The organism is Thiomonas sp. (assembly GCF_034007205.1).
In the GTDB taxonomy this organism is placed as follows: domain Bacteria; phylum Pseudomonadota; class Gammaproteobacteria; order Burkholderiales; family Burkholderiaceae_C; genus Thiomonas.
On the sequence record NZ_JAVERI010000005.1, the window covers coordinates 172,501 to 187,592 of the forward strand.

17 protein-coding genes and 1 pseudogene are annotated in these 15,092 nt (G+C 63.8%); 13 read left to right on the forward strand and 5 right to left on the reverse strand.

Annotated elements, in window-relative coordinates; translation table 11 throughout:
* The first annotated feature begins 129 nt into the window (after nucleotides 1-129).
* On the forward strand, nucleotides 130-588 hold the full coding sequence (locus tag RBR52_RS06140) for an Hsp20/alpha crystallin family protein (protein ID WP_320376313.1): 459 nt from the start codon (nucleotides 130-132) through the stop codon (nucleotides 586-588).
* Between the two features lie 195 nt (nucleotides 589-783).
* Nucleotides 784-1,551, forward strand: coding sequence for a metallophosphoesterase (locus RBR52_RS06145; protein ID WP_320376314.1), 768 nt, complete (start codon nucleotides 784-786; stop codon nucleotides 1,549-1,551).
* On the opposite strand, the gene tsaD is transcribed toward RBR52_RS06145, so the two are convergent.
* The gene (gene tsaD, locus RBR52_RS06150; RefSeq protein ID WP_320376315.1) at nucleotides 1,548-2,576 is read right to left on the reverse strand and encodes a tRNA (adenosine(37)-N6)-threonylcarbamoyltransferase complex transferase subunit TsaD; all 1,029 of its coding nucleotides are present in this window, start codon (nucleotides 2,574-2,576) and stop codon (nucleotides 1,548-1,550) included. The two genes, RBR52_RS06145 and tsaD, sit on opposite strands and share 4 nt — an antisense overlap.
* Between tsaD and RBR52_RS06155 the strand changes: the two genes are divergently transcribed.
* The 9 genes from RBR52_RS06155 to ftsB all read left to right on the forward strand — a co-directional run bounded on the left by RBR52_RS06155 (nucleotide 2,575) and on the right by ftsB (nucleotide 10,212).
* Nucleotides 2,575-3,813 (forward strand): aminoacetone oxidase family FAD-binding enzyme, encoded by a 1,239-nt coding sequence (locus RBR52_RS06155; protein ID WP_320376316.1) that lies wholly within the window; start codon nucleotides 2,575-2,577, stop codon nucleotides 3,811-3,813. The two genes, tsaD and RBR52_RS06155, sit on opposite strands and share 2 nt — an antisense overlap.
* Nucleotides 3,814-4,010: 197 nt before the next feature.
* Nucleotides 4,011-4,223, forward strand: a complete 213-nt coding sequence (gene rpsU / locus RBR52_RS06160) for a 30S ribosomal protein S21 (protein ID WP_055450829.1) — start codon at nucleotides 4,011-4,013, stop codon at nucleotides 4,221-4,223.
* Between the two features lie 106 nt (nucleotides 4,224-4,329).
* On the forward strand, nucleotides 4,330-4,779 hold the full coding sequence (locus tag RBR52_RS06165; RefSeq protein ID WP_320376317.1) for a GatB/YqeY domain-containing protein: 450 nt from the start codon (nucleotides 4,330-4,332) through the stop codon (nucleotides 4,777-4,779).
* A 27-nt stretch (nucleotides 4,780-4,806) separates the two neighbouring features.
* Complete coding sequence (locus tag RBR52_RS06170) at nucleotides 4,807-5,658, forward strand: alpha/beta hydrolase (RefSeq protein WP_320376318.1); 852 nt, start codon at nucleotides 4,807-4,809, stop codon at nucleotides 5,656-5,658.
* 28 nt (nucleotides 5,659-5,686) lie between these two features.
* Nucleotides 5,687-7,336 (forward strand): CTP synthase, encoded by a 1,650-nt coding sequence (locus RBR52_RS06175; RefSeq protein WP_320376319.1) that lies wholly within the window; start codon nucleotides 5,687-5,689, stop codon nucleotides 7,334-7,336.
* 13 nt (nucleotides 7,337-7,349) lie between these two features.
* Complete coding sequence (kdsA, locus tag RBR52_RS06180) at nucleotides 7,350-8,216, forward strand: 3-deoxy-8-phosphooctulonate synthase (RefSeq protein ID WP_320376320.1); 867 nt, start codon at nucleotides 7,350-7,352, stop codon at nucleotides 8,214-8,216.
* A 52-nt stretch (nucleotides 8,217-8,268) separates the two neighbouring features.
* A complete protein-coding gene (locus RBR52_RS06185; protein ID WP_320376321.1) occupies nucleotides 8,269-8,556 on the forward strand; it encodes a DUF1330 domain-containing protein in 288 nt (95 codons plus the stop codon).
* A gap of 39 nt (nucleotides 8,557-8,595) precedes the next feature.
* Complete coding sequence (gene eno, locus RBR52_RS06190) at nucleotides 8,596-9,879, forward strand: phosphopyruvate hydratase (protein WP_320376322.1); 1,284 nt, start codon at nucleotides 8,596-8,598, stop codon at nucleotides 9,877-9,879.
* A 24-nt stretch (nucleotides 9,880-9,903) separates the two neighbouring features.
* Nucleotides 9,904-10,212 carry a cell division protein FtsB gene (ftsB, locus tag RBR52_RS06195; protein WP_320376323.1) on the forward strand — a complete coding sequence of 103 codons (309 nt, stop codon included), beginning with the start codon at nucleotides 9,904-9,906 and terminating at the stop codon, nucleotides 10,210-10,212.
* Nucleotides 10,213-10,226: 14 nt separating this feature from the next.
* On the opposite strand, the gene RBR52_RS06200 is transcribed toward ftsB, so the two are convergent.
* Both RBR52_RS06200 and RBR52_RS06205 read right to left on the reverse strand, forming a co-directional pair.
* Nucleotides 10,227-11,168, reverse strand: coding sequence for an Hsp33 family molecular chaperone HslO (locus tag RBR52_RS06200; RefSeq protein ID WP_320376324.1), 942 nt, complete (start codon nucleotides 11,166-11,168; stop codon nucleotides 10,227-10,229).
* Nucleotides 11,165-11,692: a gamma carbonic anhydrase family protein gene (locus RBR52_RS06205; protein WP_320376325.1), complete on the reverse strand. Its 528-nt coding sequence runs from the start codon at nucleotides 11,690-11,692 to the stop codon at nucleotides 11,165-11,167. Before RBR52_RS06205 ends, RBR52_RS06200 begins: the two co-directional genes overlap by 4 nt.
* Before the next feature lie 27 nt (nucleotides 11,693-11,719).
* On the opposite strand from RBR52_RS06205, the gene aat reads away from it, so the two are divergent.
* Both aat and RBR52_RS06215 read left to right on the forward strand, forming a co-directional pair.
* Complete coding sequence (aat, locus tag RBR52_RS06210) at nucleotides 11,720-12,463, forward strand: leucyl/phenylalanyl-tRNA--protein transferase (RefSeq protein WP_320376326.1); 744 nt, start codon at nucleotides 11,720-11,722, stop codon at nucleotides 12,461-12,463.
* Nucleotides 12,460-13,221, forward strand: a complete 762-nt coding sequence (locus tag RBR52_RS06215; RefSeq protein WP_320376327.1) for an arginyltransferase — start codon at nucleotides 12,460-12,462, stop codon at nucleotides 13,219-13,221. The genes aat and RBR52_RS06215 overlap by 4 nt, the downstream gene beginning before the upstream one ends.
* On the opposite strand, the gene RBR52_RS06220 is transcribed toward RBR52_RS06215, so the two are convergent.
* Entirely contained in the window at nucleotides 13,213-14,634 is a 1,422-nt protein-coding gene (locus RBR52_RS06220; RefSeq protein WP_320376328.1) for a LutB/LldF family L-lactate oxidation iron-sulfur protein, read from the reverse strand. The two genes, RBR52_RS06215 and RBR52_RS06220, sit on opposite strands and share 9 nt — an antisense overlap.
* A gap of 2 nt (nucleotides 14,635-14,636) precedes the next feature.
* Nucleotides 14,637-14,966, reverse strand: a pseudogene (locus RBR52_RS06225) (heterodisulfide reductase-related iron-sulfur binding cluster); the annotation flags it as partial.
* Nucleotides 14,967-15,092 lie beyond the last annotated feature (126 nt).

Genomic DNA, 15,092 nt, shown 5'->3' on the forward strand with positions numbered 1-15,092 from the left:
AGATTCCCGCGCGCCGCAGGTCCATACTTCCCAAAGAAGTCGTCGATGCCAGTGACTTGAAAACTGTCACAATGGCGGCATATCCTGGGTACTGGGGCTGAGTTCCCCTATTCCTCAAGGAGAATCATCATGGCTTATTCTGTCACCACACCGTCCAACCGAGTTTCTCTTTACAGCAGTGGCCTGGAGCCGGTTTTTGGCCGTCTCTTCGATCAGGCATTCCGCGATTTTTTCGCAGTCAGTGACAACCCGGATCAGTCCCTGAAAAAACTGAGCATGGACGTGACCGAGACCGACAAGGGCTATCTGGTGCACGCCGATCTGCCGGGCGTCGACAAGGATGCGGTGAAAATCCAGATCGATGGCGCGCGCGTCTCCATTTCGGCCGAGTCGAAAAAGGAAGACGAAAAGACCGAAGGCGGCAAGGTCATTTACCGCGAACGCAGCGCCAGCCAGTTCTATCGCTCCTTTGAACTGCCCGCGGAAATCGACTCCGCCACGGCCGAGGCGAAGCTGGAGAATGGCGTGCTCACCCTCACCCTGCCGCGCAAGGCGCAGGCCGCCGTGCAGCAGATCGCAGTGAAATAAAGTCTCTGCGGCTTTTGTGGATGCGACGGGATGCCGTTGCATCCGCTCTCTGCGCAGGCCACTCGGCCGCTCTGCGGTCGACAATGTGGATTTGTTCACGGCCTGCCCGTTTTGTCGGATGGGTAGCGCAGGCAAGCGGCGCGAACCGGTTTACAGTGCGTTGACAGATTCCATCAACGCACCGATGCACGCGCCATGCGCATTCAACTCCTGTCCGACCTGCACCTGGAAACCGAGACCTTCGCGCCACAGCCCGCACCCGACGCCGATCTGCTCGTTCTTGCGGGCGATATCGACGCGCAGCACACACAGATCGATCTGTTCCGCAGTTGGCCCGTGCCGGTGATCTACATACCCGGCAATCACGAGCACGACCGCAAGGATTTCGATCAAACCATAGCCGCCCTGCGCGAACGCTGCGACCGGCTGGGATTGACCATGCTGCACCGTGAGCAGATCCGCCTCAAACACCAGGGGCGAACCATCCGGGTGCTCGGCACCACGCTCTGGAACGATTTCGAGCTGTTCGGCGCCGAAGGTTTGAAACGCAGCATGCGCGCCGCACGCTATTTCGTCGAACAGGTGCAATGCGCCACTCGCCATGGCCGACCCATGGGCGTCGACGAACTGCGCGAAGAAGGGCTGCTGTGCCGTGACTGGCTGCGCGACCAACTGACCAACCCTGCCCACCTATCGGATGAAGATGATGCCACCCTGGTCATCACCCATTTCGCGCCCAGCCTGCGCAGCAACGATGCGCGTTATCCCGTCAACGCCTCGACGGCGAGTTTCTGCAATGCCTATGACGACCTGATTCTCCACAGCACGCTGTGGCTGCACGGTCATCTGCACTGTCGCCACGACTATCGGGTGGGCGCTTCCCGAGTGGTGTGCAACGCCCGCGGCCTGGCGAGCAAGGGCGAGGACAGCGACTTTCAGCCGCAAGGCGTGTGGGAAATTTAGGCCGAAGTAATCTGCGTCAAATCCCAGCGCGGCAGCACGTCGAACGGCCCGGCCGCGCAGGCTGCTTCCGGATGCGCCTGCAGGCGCAGGGCGCCAGCCAGCGCGATCATCGCGCCATTGTCGGTGCACCATTGCAGTTCCGGGAAAAACAAGGCCACACCGCGCGCCGAAAACGCCGCGGTCAATTTTTCGCGCAATAACCGGTTCGCCCCCACGCCGCCCGCGACGACGACGGTTTGTCTATTCGTCGCCTGTTGCGCACGCAGGGTCTTGTGCACCAGCACATCGGTGATCGCCTCCTGGACGGCGGCGGCCAGATCGGCCCTGGCCTGCTCGCAAGGATTCGATCCCAGGCTTCGCACCTGGGTCAGCACGGCGGTCTTCAGCCCGGCGAACGAAAAATCCAGATCGGGGCTGTGCATTTTCGGCCGCGGAAGATCGAACGAGGCGGCATTTCCAAAGGCCGCGAGCCGGGCCAGTTCCGGCCCGCCGGGATAGCCCAGCCCCAGCAACTTCGCCGACTTGTCGAAAGCCTCGCCCGCAGCGTCATCGACAGTCTCGCCCAGCAGGGTATAGCGGCCGAATGCCTGCACGTCGAGCAGCATGGTGTGCCCTCCGGACACCAACAGGGCAAGGAAGGGAAAGCTGGGCGGCTGCTTCGAAAGCAGGGGAGACAGCAGATGTCCTTCGAGGTGGTGCACGCCGATCAACGGCTTGTCCTGCGCCATGCCCATGGCCGAGGCGACACCCGCCCCGACCAGCAGCGCCCCCGCCAGCCCAGGGCCGCGGGTGTAGGCGATGGCGTTCACCTGATCCAGCCGCACCCCGGCCTGCCTGAGCGCAAGATCGATCAAGGGCAGAAGGCGGCGGATGTGGTCGCGCGAGGCGAGCTCGGGCACCACGCCGCCATAGGCCTGGTGCATATCGACCTGCGAATGCAGCGCATGGCCGAGCAGCCCCGCATCGGTGTCGTACAGTGCGGCGGCGGTTTCGTCGCACGACGTTTCAATTCCAAGAACCAGCATGTCCGGCAGTCTAACTTTCCCAAGGCCCTCCCGCGCGGCGTCATCGCCTTCATCACCCTTTGACGCCGTCATCATCGGCGCGGGCGCTGCCGGGCTGCTCTGCGCCGCGCTGGCCGGTCAGCGCGGGCGGCGCGTGCTGCTGCTCGACCACTGGCCCAAGGTGGCCGAGAAAATCCGCATCTCCGGCGGCGGACGCTGCAACTTCACCAATCTGCACACGCGAGCCGAAAACTTCGTCTCCGGCAATCCGCATTTCTGCAAATCGGCGCTGTCGCGGTACGGGCCGCAAGACATCATCGCCCTGCTGCGCAAACACCGCATCGGCTTTCACGAAAAGCACAAGGGACAATTGTTTTGCGATGACTCGGCCGAGCAACTCATCACCGCCCTGCGCGAAGAATGCGCCGCCGGTGAGGTGACGCACTGGCAACCCTGCGCGGTGGAAGCCGTCGAGTCCGCTGCCCCCGGATTTCGCGTGCGCACGGCCAAGGGCTGGGTGAGCACCCGCGCCCTGGTCGTCGCCACCGGCGGGTTGTCGATTCCGCAGATTGGCGCCAGTCCTCTCGGCTATCGGCTCGCCGAGCAATTCGGCCTGCCGATCGTGCCGCCGCGCCCTGCCCTGGTGCCGTTGGCGTTCGACCCCGCACTTTGGGCGCCGTTTGCCGATCTGAGCGGCGTCTCTCTCGAGGTGGACATTCAGACCGAATACGCCCAAGGCACCGTCAGTTTCCGCGAGGACCTGCTGCTCACCCACCGCGGACTCAGCGGCCCGGCAATCCTGCAGGCCTCGACCTATTGGCAGCCGGGCAAGGCTCTGCTGATCAACCTGATGGGCGAAGTCACGCAAGCGCAGTGGATTCAGTCCAAACAGGGCAATCGCCGCACACTCGCAGGCGAACTCGGCCAGTACCTGCCGCAGCGCCTGGCACAGGCCCTGTGCGCGCAGACCGGCGACGCCGATCGCCGCATGGCCGATTTCAGCGACAAGGCGCTGCGAAGCCTCTGGCAGCAGTGGCATGCCTGGGCCGTTCACCCCAGCGGCACACTGGGCTGGCGCAAGGCCGAAGTCACCGCCGGAGGGGTCGATACCGAGGCGCTGTCGTCTGCGACCCTCATGGCGCGTAACGTCCCCGGGCTGCACTTCATCGGCGAAGTCGTCGACGTCACCGGCTGGCTGGGCGGCTACAACTTTCAATGGGCCTGGAGTTCCGCTGCGGCCTGCGCACAGGCGCTATGAAAATCGCTTGCCCTGGGGCATTTGTCTCGCAAAAAATTAGAGCCTATAATCTTTGGTTTTCATTTCTCGACATGGCTGAAATTTCCCAGCATCAGCCGCTGCGAGTTTGGCCCATGCAGTCCAGTACTGAAGCAAATGATCGCGTCGTTGACACGACAACCCTGCCTGGCCTGCCTACATTGGATTGAAGTTCATCAATGACCACCATTCGCGTTAAAGAAAACGAGCCGTTCGACGTCGCCCTGCGGCGCTTTAAGCGCACCATCGAAAAACTCGGTCTGCTCACCGAGCTGCGCGCTCGCGAGTTCTACGAAAAGCCCACGGCCGAGCGCAAGCGCAAGAAGGCTGCGGCGGTCAAGCGCCACTACAAGCGCATTCGCAGCCAAATGCTGCCTGAGCGCAAATACTGATTCCCGCTTGCTGGCGCGCGCTGACGACCTTTCCGTCTGATGCTCGCAACGCCGTGTGAACTCAACAGCCCGCCATTCAACGCGGGCTTTTTGCATTGGACCGACCATGACCATCAAAGATCGCATTCAGGATGACATGAAGGCCGCCATGCGCGCCAAGGATGCACCTCTGCTGGGCACCATTCGCCTGCTGATGGCGGCGATGAAGCAGAAGGAAATCGACGAGCGCATCGTGCTGGACGATGCGAGCGTCGTGGCGATCATCGACAAAATGATCAAGCAGCGCCGCGACGCGATGGCGCAATTCGCACCGGCTGGGCGCCATGACCTGGTGGACAAGGAAGCCGCCGAGATTGCCGTGCTGGAACGCTACCTGCCGCAGCGGCTGGATGCCGACGCCATCGACGCCGAAATCCGCGCGCTGATGGCGCAAACCGGCGCCAGCGGCCCGCAGGATCTGGGCAAGCTCATGGGGCCGCTCAAGGCGCAACTGGCTGGTCGCGCCGACATGTCCGTGGCGGCGGCCCGCGCCAAAGCCCTGCTCAGCGGCGCCTGAAGTGAAGTTCGGGCGAAACGCGGCGTCGTGAATCCACCCACCGATCCCGATCCACGCCCCTTGTTGGTGTTCTCCCACGCCAACGGCTTTCCCGCCGCGGTGTATCGCAAGCTGTTCGAAGCGCTCGATCCGGCATTCCGGGTGCGCGCCGTGCCCATTTTCGGCCATGACGCGCGGTACCCCGTGCGCGATGGCTGGAAGCCGCTGGCGCAGCAACTGATCGATTTCCTGCAACACGATTGTCACGCCGAGCCTGCGGTGCTGGTCGGACATTCGCTGGGCGGCTATCTGAGTCTGATGGCCGCCCATGCCCGTCCTGAACTGGCGCAGCAGGTCATCTTGCTCGACTCGCCCGTGGTGTCGGGCTGGCGCGCGCGACTGCTCTGGCTGTCCAAGCGCACCGGGCTGGGAGAGCGATTCTCGCCTGCCGCGGCGGCCAAACGCCGACGCACGAAATGGACCGACATCGACGCCGTGCGCACCCATTTCTCCTCGAAAACCGCGTTTGCGCAATGGGACCCCGAGATGCTGGCCGACTACTCCGCCTTCGGCACCCGGGCCGATCCGCAGGGCCGGGCACTGGCCTTCGAGCGCGACATCGAATACCGCATCTACAAAACCCTGCCGCATCAGCTCGGCGCCTTGGCGCGCAAGCCCTTTCCCGTGCCGGTGAGCTTCATCGGCGGACGCGCGTCACGCGAAATCCGCATGGCCGGCATGCAGGCGACGAGGCGCCTGGCGCAGCATCGTCTGCAGTGGATCGACGGCTCGCATCTGTTCCCGTTCGAGGCGCCGCAGCAGACCGCGCTTTTGATCGAACGCGCTTTCGACATCGCCCACAACGCCTGTCATCCGGCCCTAAAAACCTGCTCCCTATAATGCGCTTTTACCGGCATTCGGCGCGGCTATGACCAAATATGTGTTCGTCACCGGCGGAGTGGTGTCCAGCTTAGGCAAGGGCATTTCGTCCGCATCTCTGGCCGCGATTCTCGAATCGCGCGGCCTCAAAGTCACCCTCATCAAGCTCGATCCCTACATCAATGTCGATCCGGGAACGATGAGCCCCTTCCAGCACGGCGAGGTCTTCGTCACCGAAGACGGCGCCGAGACCGACCTCGATCTGGGGCATTACGAGCGCTTCATCACCACCCGCATGCGCCGGGTGAACAACTTCACCACCGGCCAGATCTACGACAGCGTGCTGCGCAAGGAAAGGCGCGGCGAGTACCTCGGCAAGACGGTGCAGGTCATTCCACACATCACCAACGAAATCCAGGACTTCATCCGGCGGGGCGCAGGCGAAGGCACTCCCGAGGCGGTCGACGTGGCGATCGTCGAAATCGGCGGCACCGTGGGCGACATCGAGTCGCTGCCCTTTCTCGAAGCCGCGCGGCAGATGAGTCTGCGCATGAAGCGGGGCGACTGCGCCTTCGTCCACCTCACCCTCGTGCCCTTCATTCCCGCTGCGGGCGAGCTCAAGACCAAGCCCACCCAGCACAGCGTGCAGAAGCTGCGCGAAATCGGCATCTCGCCCGACGCCCTGCTCTGCCGCGCCGACCGCCCGATTCCCGACGATGAGCGCGCCAAGATCTCCATGTTCTCCAACGTGCATGAAGACGCGGTGATCTCGGTGTGGGACGTGGACACGATCTACAAGATTCCGCAGATGTTGCATCAGCAGCATCTCGACGACATCATTTGCGACAAACTGGGCCTGAACCCGCCGCCTGCAAACCTGAAGGTCTGGGACGATCTCGTGCAGGCGCTCGAGCACCCGCAGCACGCTGTGCGCATCGCCATGGTGGGCAAGTATGTCGATCTGTCCGACTCGTACAAATCGCTCAACGAAGCGCTGCGGCATGCGGGCATCAAGACCAGCTCGCGCGTGCAGATCACCTACCTCGATTCGGAAACCCTGGAGCCCGCCAACATCGCCCAGCTCGACGCCTTTGATGCGGTGCTGGTGCCCGGCGGCTTCGGCAAGCGCGGCATCGAGGGCAAGATCCTGGCGGCGCAATACGCCCGCGAACACCGCATTCCCTATCTGGGCATCTGCCTGGGCATGCAGGTGGCCACCATCGAGTTCGCGCGTCACGTGGCCGGTCTGCCGCTGGCCAACAGCACCGAGTTCGATCCCGACACGCCGCAGCCCGTCATCGCCCTGATCGACGAATGGCTCGACCGCGATGGCAGCGTGCAAAAGCGTCACGCCGGGTCCGATCTGGGCGGCACCATGCGCCTGGGCGCCCAGAGCGCCGATGTGAAGCCGGGCACGCTCGCCCACGGCATTTACGGCAATGTCGTCACCGAACGCCATCGCCATCGCTATGAGGCCAACGAGCACTATCTGGCCACGCTGCAAAAAGCCGGACTGGTCATCTCGGCCATCACGCAGCGCGAGCACCTCACCGAAATCGTCGAGCTGCCGCAGAGCGTGCATCCCTGGTTCGTCGGCGTGCAGTTCCACCCGGAATTCAAATCGACGCCCTGGGGCGGACATCCGCTGTTTACCGCCTTTGTCGAGGCTGCGCTGCAGCGGCATCGCGCCCAAGCCTGAAGGAAACGCCCCCATGCCTGCCGCCCAGACGCTGTGCGACTTTCCCGTAGGGCTCGATCAGCCCTTTTTTCTCATCAGCGGCCCCTGCGTTGTCGAGTCCGAGCAGTTGCAGATGGATGTGGCCGGCACGCTTGCCGAGCTGTGCGAGGAATTGGGCATTGCGCTGATTTTCAAATCCAGCTACGACAAGGCCAACCGCTCCAGCGGGCAGTCGTTTCGCGGCCCCGGCATGGAGCGCGGCCTGGAGATTCTCGCCAAGGTTCGCCGCGACATCGGCGTGCCCGTGCTCACCGATGTGCATACCGCCGAAGAAGCGCCGCGCGTGGCCGAGATCGTCGACGTGCTGCAGACCCCGGCGTTTCTCTGCCGCCAGACCGACTTCATCCATGCGGTCAGCAGTCTGGGCAAGCCGGTGAACATCAAGAAGGGCCAGTTTCTCGCACCCGGCGACATGAAGAACGTCATCGCCAAGGCACGCGCTGCCGCGGCGCAGGCCGGACATCCCGACACCTTGTTCATGGCCTGCGAACGCGGAGTGAGCTTTGGCTACAACAATCTGGTCGCCGACATGCGCTCGCTGGCCATCATGCGCGAGACGGATTGCCCGGTGGTGTTCGACGCCACCCATTCGGTGCAGTTGCCCGGCGGGCAAGGCACGAGCTCGGGCGGACAGCGCGAGTTCGTGCCGGTGCTCGCCCGCGCGGCGGTGGCCGCGGGCGTCTCGGGCGTGTTCATGGAAACCCACCCCGATCCGGCCAAGGCGCTGAGCGACGGCCCCAACGCCGTGCCGCTGCACCACATGCGCGCCCTGCTCGAAAGCCTCAAGGAAATCGATGCCGCCGTCAAGCGCCGCGGCTTTCTGGAAAACGACTTCAATTGAACCTGCCACAAGCGTTTACACCCTAAGCGCTTACACCCTAAGTGCCTACACCATGAGCGCCTACATCATTGCCCACGTCGACGTGACCGACCCCCAGCAGTACGAGCAGTACAAGGCGCTGTCTTCCCAGGCCATCGCCGCGCATGGCGCCGAGGTCTGCATCCGCGGCGGCGCGGTCGAAGTGCTCGAAGGCGACTGGTCGCCCAGCCGCATCGTGCTGCTGAAATTTCCCGACATGGCCGCGGCGCACGCTTTCTATGACAGCGCCGAGTACGAATTGGCCCGGCAGGCGCGCGCAGGCGCAGCCGTCATGCGCATGATCGCCGTGCAGGGTGTGTAATTTCCGACCTCCATCCCACTTTCTCGAACAGGAGTTTTCATGAGTGCCATCGTTGACCTCACCGCCCGCGAAATCCTCGACAGCCGCGGCAATCCCACTGTCGAATGCGACGTGGTGCTGGAGACCGGGTTCATCGGCCGCGCGGCAGTGCCGTCCGGCGCGTCCACCGGTACGCGCGAAGCCATGGAACTGCGTGACGGCGACAAGTCGCGCTACGGCGGCAAAGGCGTGCTGCGCGCGGTCGAGCACATCAACACCGAGATCACCGAAGCGGTGATGGGCCTGGACGCCACCGAGCAGACCTTCCTCGACCAGACGCTGATCGACCTCGACGGCACGCACAACAAGTCGCGTCTGGGCGCCAATGCCATTCTGGCGGTCAGCATGGCCGTGGCCAAGGCTGCTGCCGAAGAAGCCGGCATGCCGATCTACCAGTACCTCGGCGGCTTCGCCGCGCGCGAACTGCCGGTGCCGATGATGAATGTGATCAACGGCGGCGCCCACGCCAACAACAGCCTGGACATGCAGGAGTTCATGATCATGCCGGTGGGCGCGCCCAGCTTCCACGAGGCCCTGCGTTACGGCGCGGAAGTGTTCCATGCACTCAAGGGCATCCTCAATGACCGCGGCCTGCCGACCACGGTGGGCGACGAAGGCGGTTTCGCGCCCAACGTGGCCAACCATGAAGCGGCGCTGCAGCTCATCGTCGAGGCCATCGAAAAGGCGGGGTATCGCCCTGGCGAACAGGTCGCCATCGCCCTCGACCCCGCTTCGAGCGAGTTCTACAAGGACGGCAAGTATCACCTCGAAGGCGAAGGCCTGGTGCTCTCCAGCGAAGAGATGGTCGACTTCTACGACAACTGGCTGGGCAAATACCCCATCGTGTCGATCGAGGACGGCCTGGCCGAACAGGATTGGGACGGCTGGAAGCGCCTGAACGAACGCCTGGGCAAGAGGGTGCAACTGGTGGGCGACGACATCTTCGTCACCAACACCTCCATTCTGAAAAACGGCATTGCCGACAATCTGGCCAACTCCATTCTCATCAAGGTGAACCAGATCGGCACCCTGACCGAGACCTTCGCTGCCATCGAAATGGCCAAGCGCGCGGGCTGGACCGCCGTGGTGTCGCACCGCTCCGGCGAAACCGAGGACAGCCTCATCGCCGACATTGCCGTGGCCACCAACGCCGGGCAAATCAAGACCGGCTCGCTGTCGCGCAGCGACCGCATCGCCAAGTACAACCAGTTGCTGCGCATCGAGGAAAACCTGGGCGAGACCGCCCGCTTCCTCGGCCGCGACGTGTTCTACAACCTGCGTTGATCGCTTGACGCGCGGCTCATCACCATGCGCTGGGTCACCGTCCTGCTCGTGAGTCTGCTGCTGCTGTTGCAGTGGCCGCTGTGGTTCGGCGAACGGGGCTGGTTTGCCGTGCAGCGGCTGGAAAATCAACTCAGCCAGCAGGAGCAGGCCAACGCGCTGGCGCAGCAGGACAACGACCGCCTGGCCGCCGAGGTGCAAGATCTCAAGACCGGACTGAGCGGCGTGCAGGATCAGGCCCGGCGCGAAATGGGCATGGTCAAGCCCGACGAGATTTTTGTGCAGATCGTGCCGCCCGCGCAGGCGCCAACGCGGGCGCCCGGTGAGACTCGGTGACGCTCGGTGAGTTTTCAATGACGGTTTGACGCCACCGGCGGCTGGACCAGCGTGTTGACAAACACCTGCGCCGCATCGATCGCGTCGAAGGCATAACCCTGACCGCAGAACTCACAGCGCACATCCACCTCGCCTTGCTCGGCGAGAATCGACTCCACCTCGCCGCGCCCCAGCATGCGCAGCATGCCCGCCACCCGCTCGCGCGAACAAGTGCAGTGAAAGCGCGGAGTCTGCGGCTCGAACACCCGGGCGTTTTCTTCCCAGAACAGGCGCCTGAGCACTTCCTCCGGCGCGAGCTGTAACAGTTCATCCGAAGTCAGGGTCGCCGCCAAATGGCGCGCCCGCTGAAAATCATCGTCGGGTTGTTCTGCCCCTGTTGCAGTCCGTTGCTCGCCCGGCATGCGTTGCAGCAGCAGCCCGCACACGGCCTGATCGTTGCTGGCCAGCAGGAGCAGCGAGTCGATCTGCTCCGATTGCGCCAGATACTGTTCCAGCATGGCGGCCAGCGACGGCAGCGTCTGGCCAAGCTCATCGGTGAGCGCCACGATGCCTTGGTACGGCTGCAGGCCGGATTCGGGATTGCGCGGGTCGAGGGTGATGGCGCAGCGCCCTTTGCCATGCCGGTTGACCAGCGTGGCCAGTTCCTTCGGCAGCGGCGCCTCATCCTGCACCTCGTCGGCCATCTTGGCCGTTGCCCGCAGCCCGAAGTCGGGCTGGCACTCGGCGACCGCAAGCCTCAGTGGACCATCACCCTGAATCTGCAGAATCAGCGCGCCGTCGAACTTCAGACTCCCCGACAGCAAGGCGCTGGCCGCCGCCATCTGCCCCACCAGGGCAGAGGCTTGCTGCGGGTAAGTGCGGCGCTTTTGCAACTCGGCCCAGGTGGACTCCAGACGGACGATGACACCGCGCACATGGCCTGCCCCGAGCATGAATTTGACGAGTCGATCGTTCATCGGTCCATCCGTTGAAGGTCTTGGGCAAAGCGCCGGGCGCGCTCGACATAATGCTGGGTGTTGCGGTGCATGGCGTCGATGGCCTCCGGGGTGAGTTCGCGTGCCACTCGTGCTGGCGTGCCCAGAATCAGCACGCCGTCGGGAAACACTTTTCCTTCGGTCACCAGCGCACCCGCGCCCACCAGGCAATTGCGGCCAATCTTTGCGCCATTCAACACCACTGCGCCAATGCCGATCAGGCTGCCTTCGCCGATGGTGCAGCCATGCAGCATGGCCTGATGGCCGATGGTCACGCGCGACCCGACCGTGAGGGGATAGCCCGGATCGGTATGCAGCACCGAGCCGTCCTGCACGTTCGACTCCTCGCCGATCTCGATAGGCTCGTTGTCACCGCGCAGCACCGCAGAAAACCACACGCTCGAACGAGGCAACAGCCGCACCCTGCCCATGACGTGCGCGCCCGGCGCCACATAGGCATCGGCGGCGATCTCGGGACGCCAGTCGGCGAATTGGTAAATTGGCATGATGGATATCTCCAGAAAAATCCGGCCATGAACTGGCAAATCCCCCGGCTCGCGCCGGGCGAAGACTTCCCGCCCGCGTCAATGGCGCTGCCTGCATTGTCGCCTTTCCCCGGCCTGCTTGCCGCAGGAGGACGGCTCGATGCCGACACGTTGGAGCGCGCCTACCGCCACGGCATCTTTCCGTGGTTCAGCCCGGGCGAGCCGATCCTGTGGTGGAGCACCGATCCGCGCATGGTGCTGCGGCCCGAGCAGTTGCGTGTGACACGCTCGCTGAAAAAATCGGCGCGGCGTTTTTCCCGCAGCGCCGATTGGCATGTTCGCATCGACACCGCTTTCGCCCGCGTCATGCAGCAGTGCGGCGCACAGCGTGCGCAGACCGGCACCTGGATCACCCCCGAGATGCTGCAGGCCTACAGTGCGCTGCATGTGCGTGGCCTGGCCCACAGTTTCGAGTTGTGGGAGGGCGATGCGCTGCGCGCCGGACTGTATGGCGTATGCATCGGCCGCATGTTCTACGGCGAATCCATGTTCACCGAGGTGTCCGACGGTTCCAAAACCCTGCTGATGGCGCTTTGCGGCTTCTGTCTGCGCCAAGGCATCGCCCTGATCGATTGTCAGCAGCAGACCGACCATCTGGCGCAGATGGGCGCAGCCCCCATCCCGCGCGCCGATTTTTTGCAGCAGGTGAGCAAGGCCACGCGCCAGTCTCCCGTGACGAACTGGCAGTATGATGATTCGACCTTTTTCACCGATTGCGCACGCTGGCTGTGACCCATCCCAAAGAACTTCCGCTGACCACCCTGCAGTTCTATGCCACGGCGAGCTATCCGTGCAGCTACCTGCCCGGACGCATGGCGCGCTCGCTGGTGGCCACGCCCAGCCATCTGATCAACGCCGACGTCTATTCCGATCTGGTGCGCGCCGGTTTTCGCCGCAGCGGCCTGTTCACCTATCGCCCGCAATGCGATGACTGCCAGGCCTGCCTACCCATCCGCGTGCTGGCGTCACAGTTTTCACCCAGCCGCGCGCAGAGGCGGGTGTGGAAGCGGCACGGCGATCTATCGGTGCGCGTGCTCAAGCTCGGCTTCCTGCCCGAGCACTATCAGCTCTACCTGCACTACCAGGCCTCGCGCCACACCGGCGGCGGCATGGATCACGACAGCATCGATCAGTACGCCCAGTTCCTGCTGCAAAGCCGGGTGAACACCCGGCTGGTCGAATTCCGCGCTCCCGCACAAGCGGGTGAGGAACTCGGCGCGCTCAAGATGGTCTCGGTGGTCGATGTGCTCTCGGACGGACTCTCCGCGGTCTATACCTTCTTCGAAACGGCGGACGCCGGCAGCAGCTACGGCACCTACGGCATCCTCTGGCAGATCGAGCAGGCGCGCGCGATGCAGTTGCCGCATGTGTATCTGGGCTACTGGATCGCGCACAGTCGCAAGATGGCCTACAAATCCAATTTCCGGCCTTTCGAGGTTTACCGCGGCGGCGAATGGATCGATCCGCTCGCCGCGTCCGGGTCAGTCTGATGCGCGCTGTTTCTGCCGTGCCGCGAACTGCTGCTTGAACGTCGGTTCGGCCGAAGTCACGAGGTCGCGGTAATCGGTCCAGCCTCGCGCCCCTGGCAGATGGTAGATGCGCCTGCGCTCACCGCCGAGCAGGCGCAGCAGCAGCGAGCCGAAGCGAGCTCCCGGCCGATACAGTGCCGGATGGCGGGCAGCATAGCTCCACAACCGCAAGGCCCAGCGCTCTCTGGCGGGGCGCATCTCGCGTTCGAATTGTTGCTCGCGCATTTTTCGCAGCAGGTCGGGCAGCGGAATTTTCATCGGACACACGACCTGGCACTGCCCGCACAGAGTCGCGGCCTGCGGCAAATCCTGCGTGCGCTCAAGCCCCTGATAACTCGGCGTCAGCACCGAACCCATCGGCCCCGGGTATACCCAGCCATAGGTATGCCCACCGATTTTCTGATAGACGGGGCAATGGTTCATGCAGGCCCCGCAGCGGATGCAGCGCAGCATCTCGGCAAACGCGCCACCCACCAGACTCGTGCGCCCGCCATCGAGCAGCACCACATACATCTGTTCCGGGCCGTCGCGGTCGCCCTCACGCCTGGGGCCGGTGAGCACGGAAAAATAATTGCTGATGGTCTGGCCCGTCGCTGAGCGCGGCAGCAGACGCATCATCGCCGCCAAGTCTTCGAGTGTGGGCAGCACCTTCTCCACCCCCGTCACCGCCACATGCACCCGCGGCAGAATGGTGCACATGCCCTCGTTGCCCTCGTTGGTGACCAGGGCGACCGAGCCGGTCTCGGCCACGACGAAATTGCCGCCGGTAATGCCCATATCGGCTGCCAGAAACTTCGCCCGCAGCACCTCGCGGGCTTCGCGGGTCATCTCGGGAATATCGGTCTTGCGCGGCGTGTGGTGCGTGCGCGCGAACAGATCGGCGATCTCCTCCTTGTCCTTGTGCACCACGGGCGCGATGATGTGCGAGGGAGGCTCGTTGCCGTTGATCTGCAGGATGTATTCGCCCAGATCGGTTTCCGTCACCTGAACCCCGGCGGATTGCAGCGCGGCGTTCAGGCCCATTTCCTCCGACACCATGGACTTGGTCTTGATCGCCTGCTTGCAGCCATGCCTGCGGGCGATCTGCACCACCAGATCGGCGGCATCCTGCGGGGTTTGCGCCCAGAGCACCGTGGTACCGCGGCGCCGCGCTTCGGCCTCGAATCGCTCCAGCCAGACATCGAGGGTTTTCAGCGCCACATTGCGGCGATTGACGGCAGCCTCTCGAATCTGTTCGAACCCGTCCAGCGCGGCGATGGCCGCAGCCCGGCCTGTCACGAACTTGGTCGAGAGCTTCTTGAGGTTTTGCTGCAGACGCTGATCGGCCAGTTTCTGCCCGGCGCGCGCCTTGAAATGCAGGGTCTGGGATTCCATGATCAGCGCTTTCCTCTCAACACTTCGGCGATGTGAAGCACCTGCGTGGTGTGGTCGCCCTGTCTGCGCAATCGCCCTTCGATCTGCAGCATGCAGCCCAGATCGCCCAGCACCACCGCTCGCGCCTTCGTGGCCTGGATGTTGGCGCACTTGTCATCGGCAATGGCCGCTGAAATATTGCCGTACTTGACCGCAAAGGTGCCGCCAAAACCGCAACACTGCTCGCATTGTTCCATCTCGCACAGGCCGAGCCCGGGCACGAGCGCCAGCAACTGCCGGGGCTGATGCTTGATGCCCAACTCGCGCAGTCCCGAGCAGGAATCGTGGTAGGTTGCGTATTTCAGCCCATCGTGGACGGCATTTCAGGCTGATCGTGGACGGGATTTCAGCGTGATCGTGGACGGCGTTTCAGTCTGATCGTGGACGCTGTTTCAGCGTCATCGTGGACGATTGGGGGT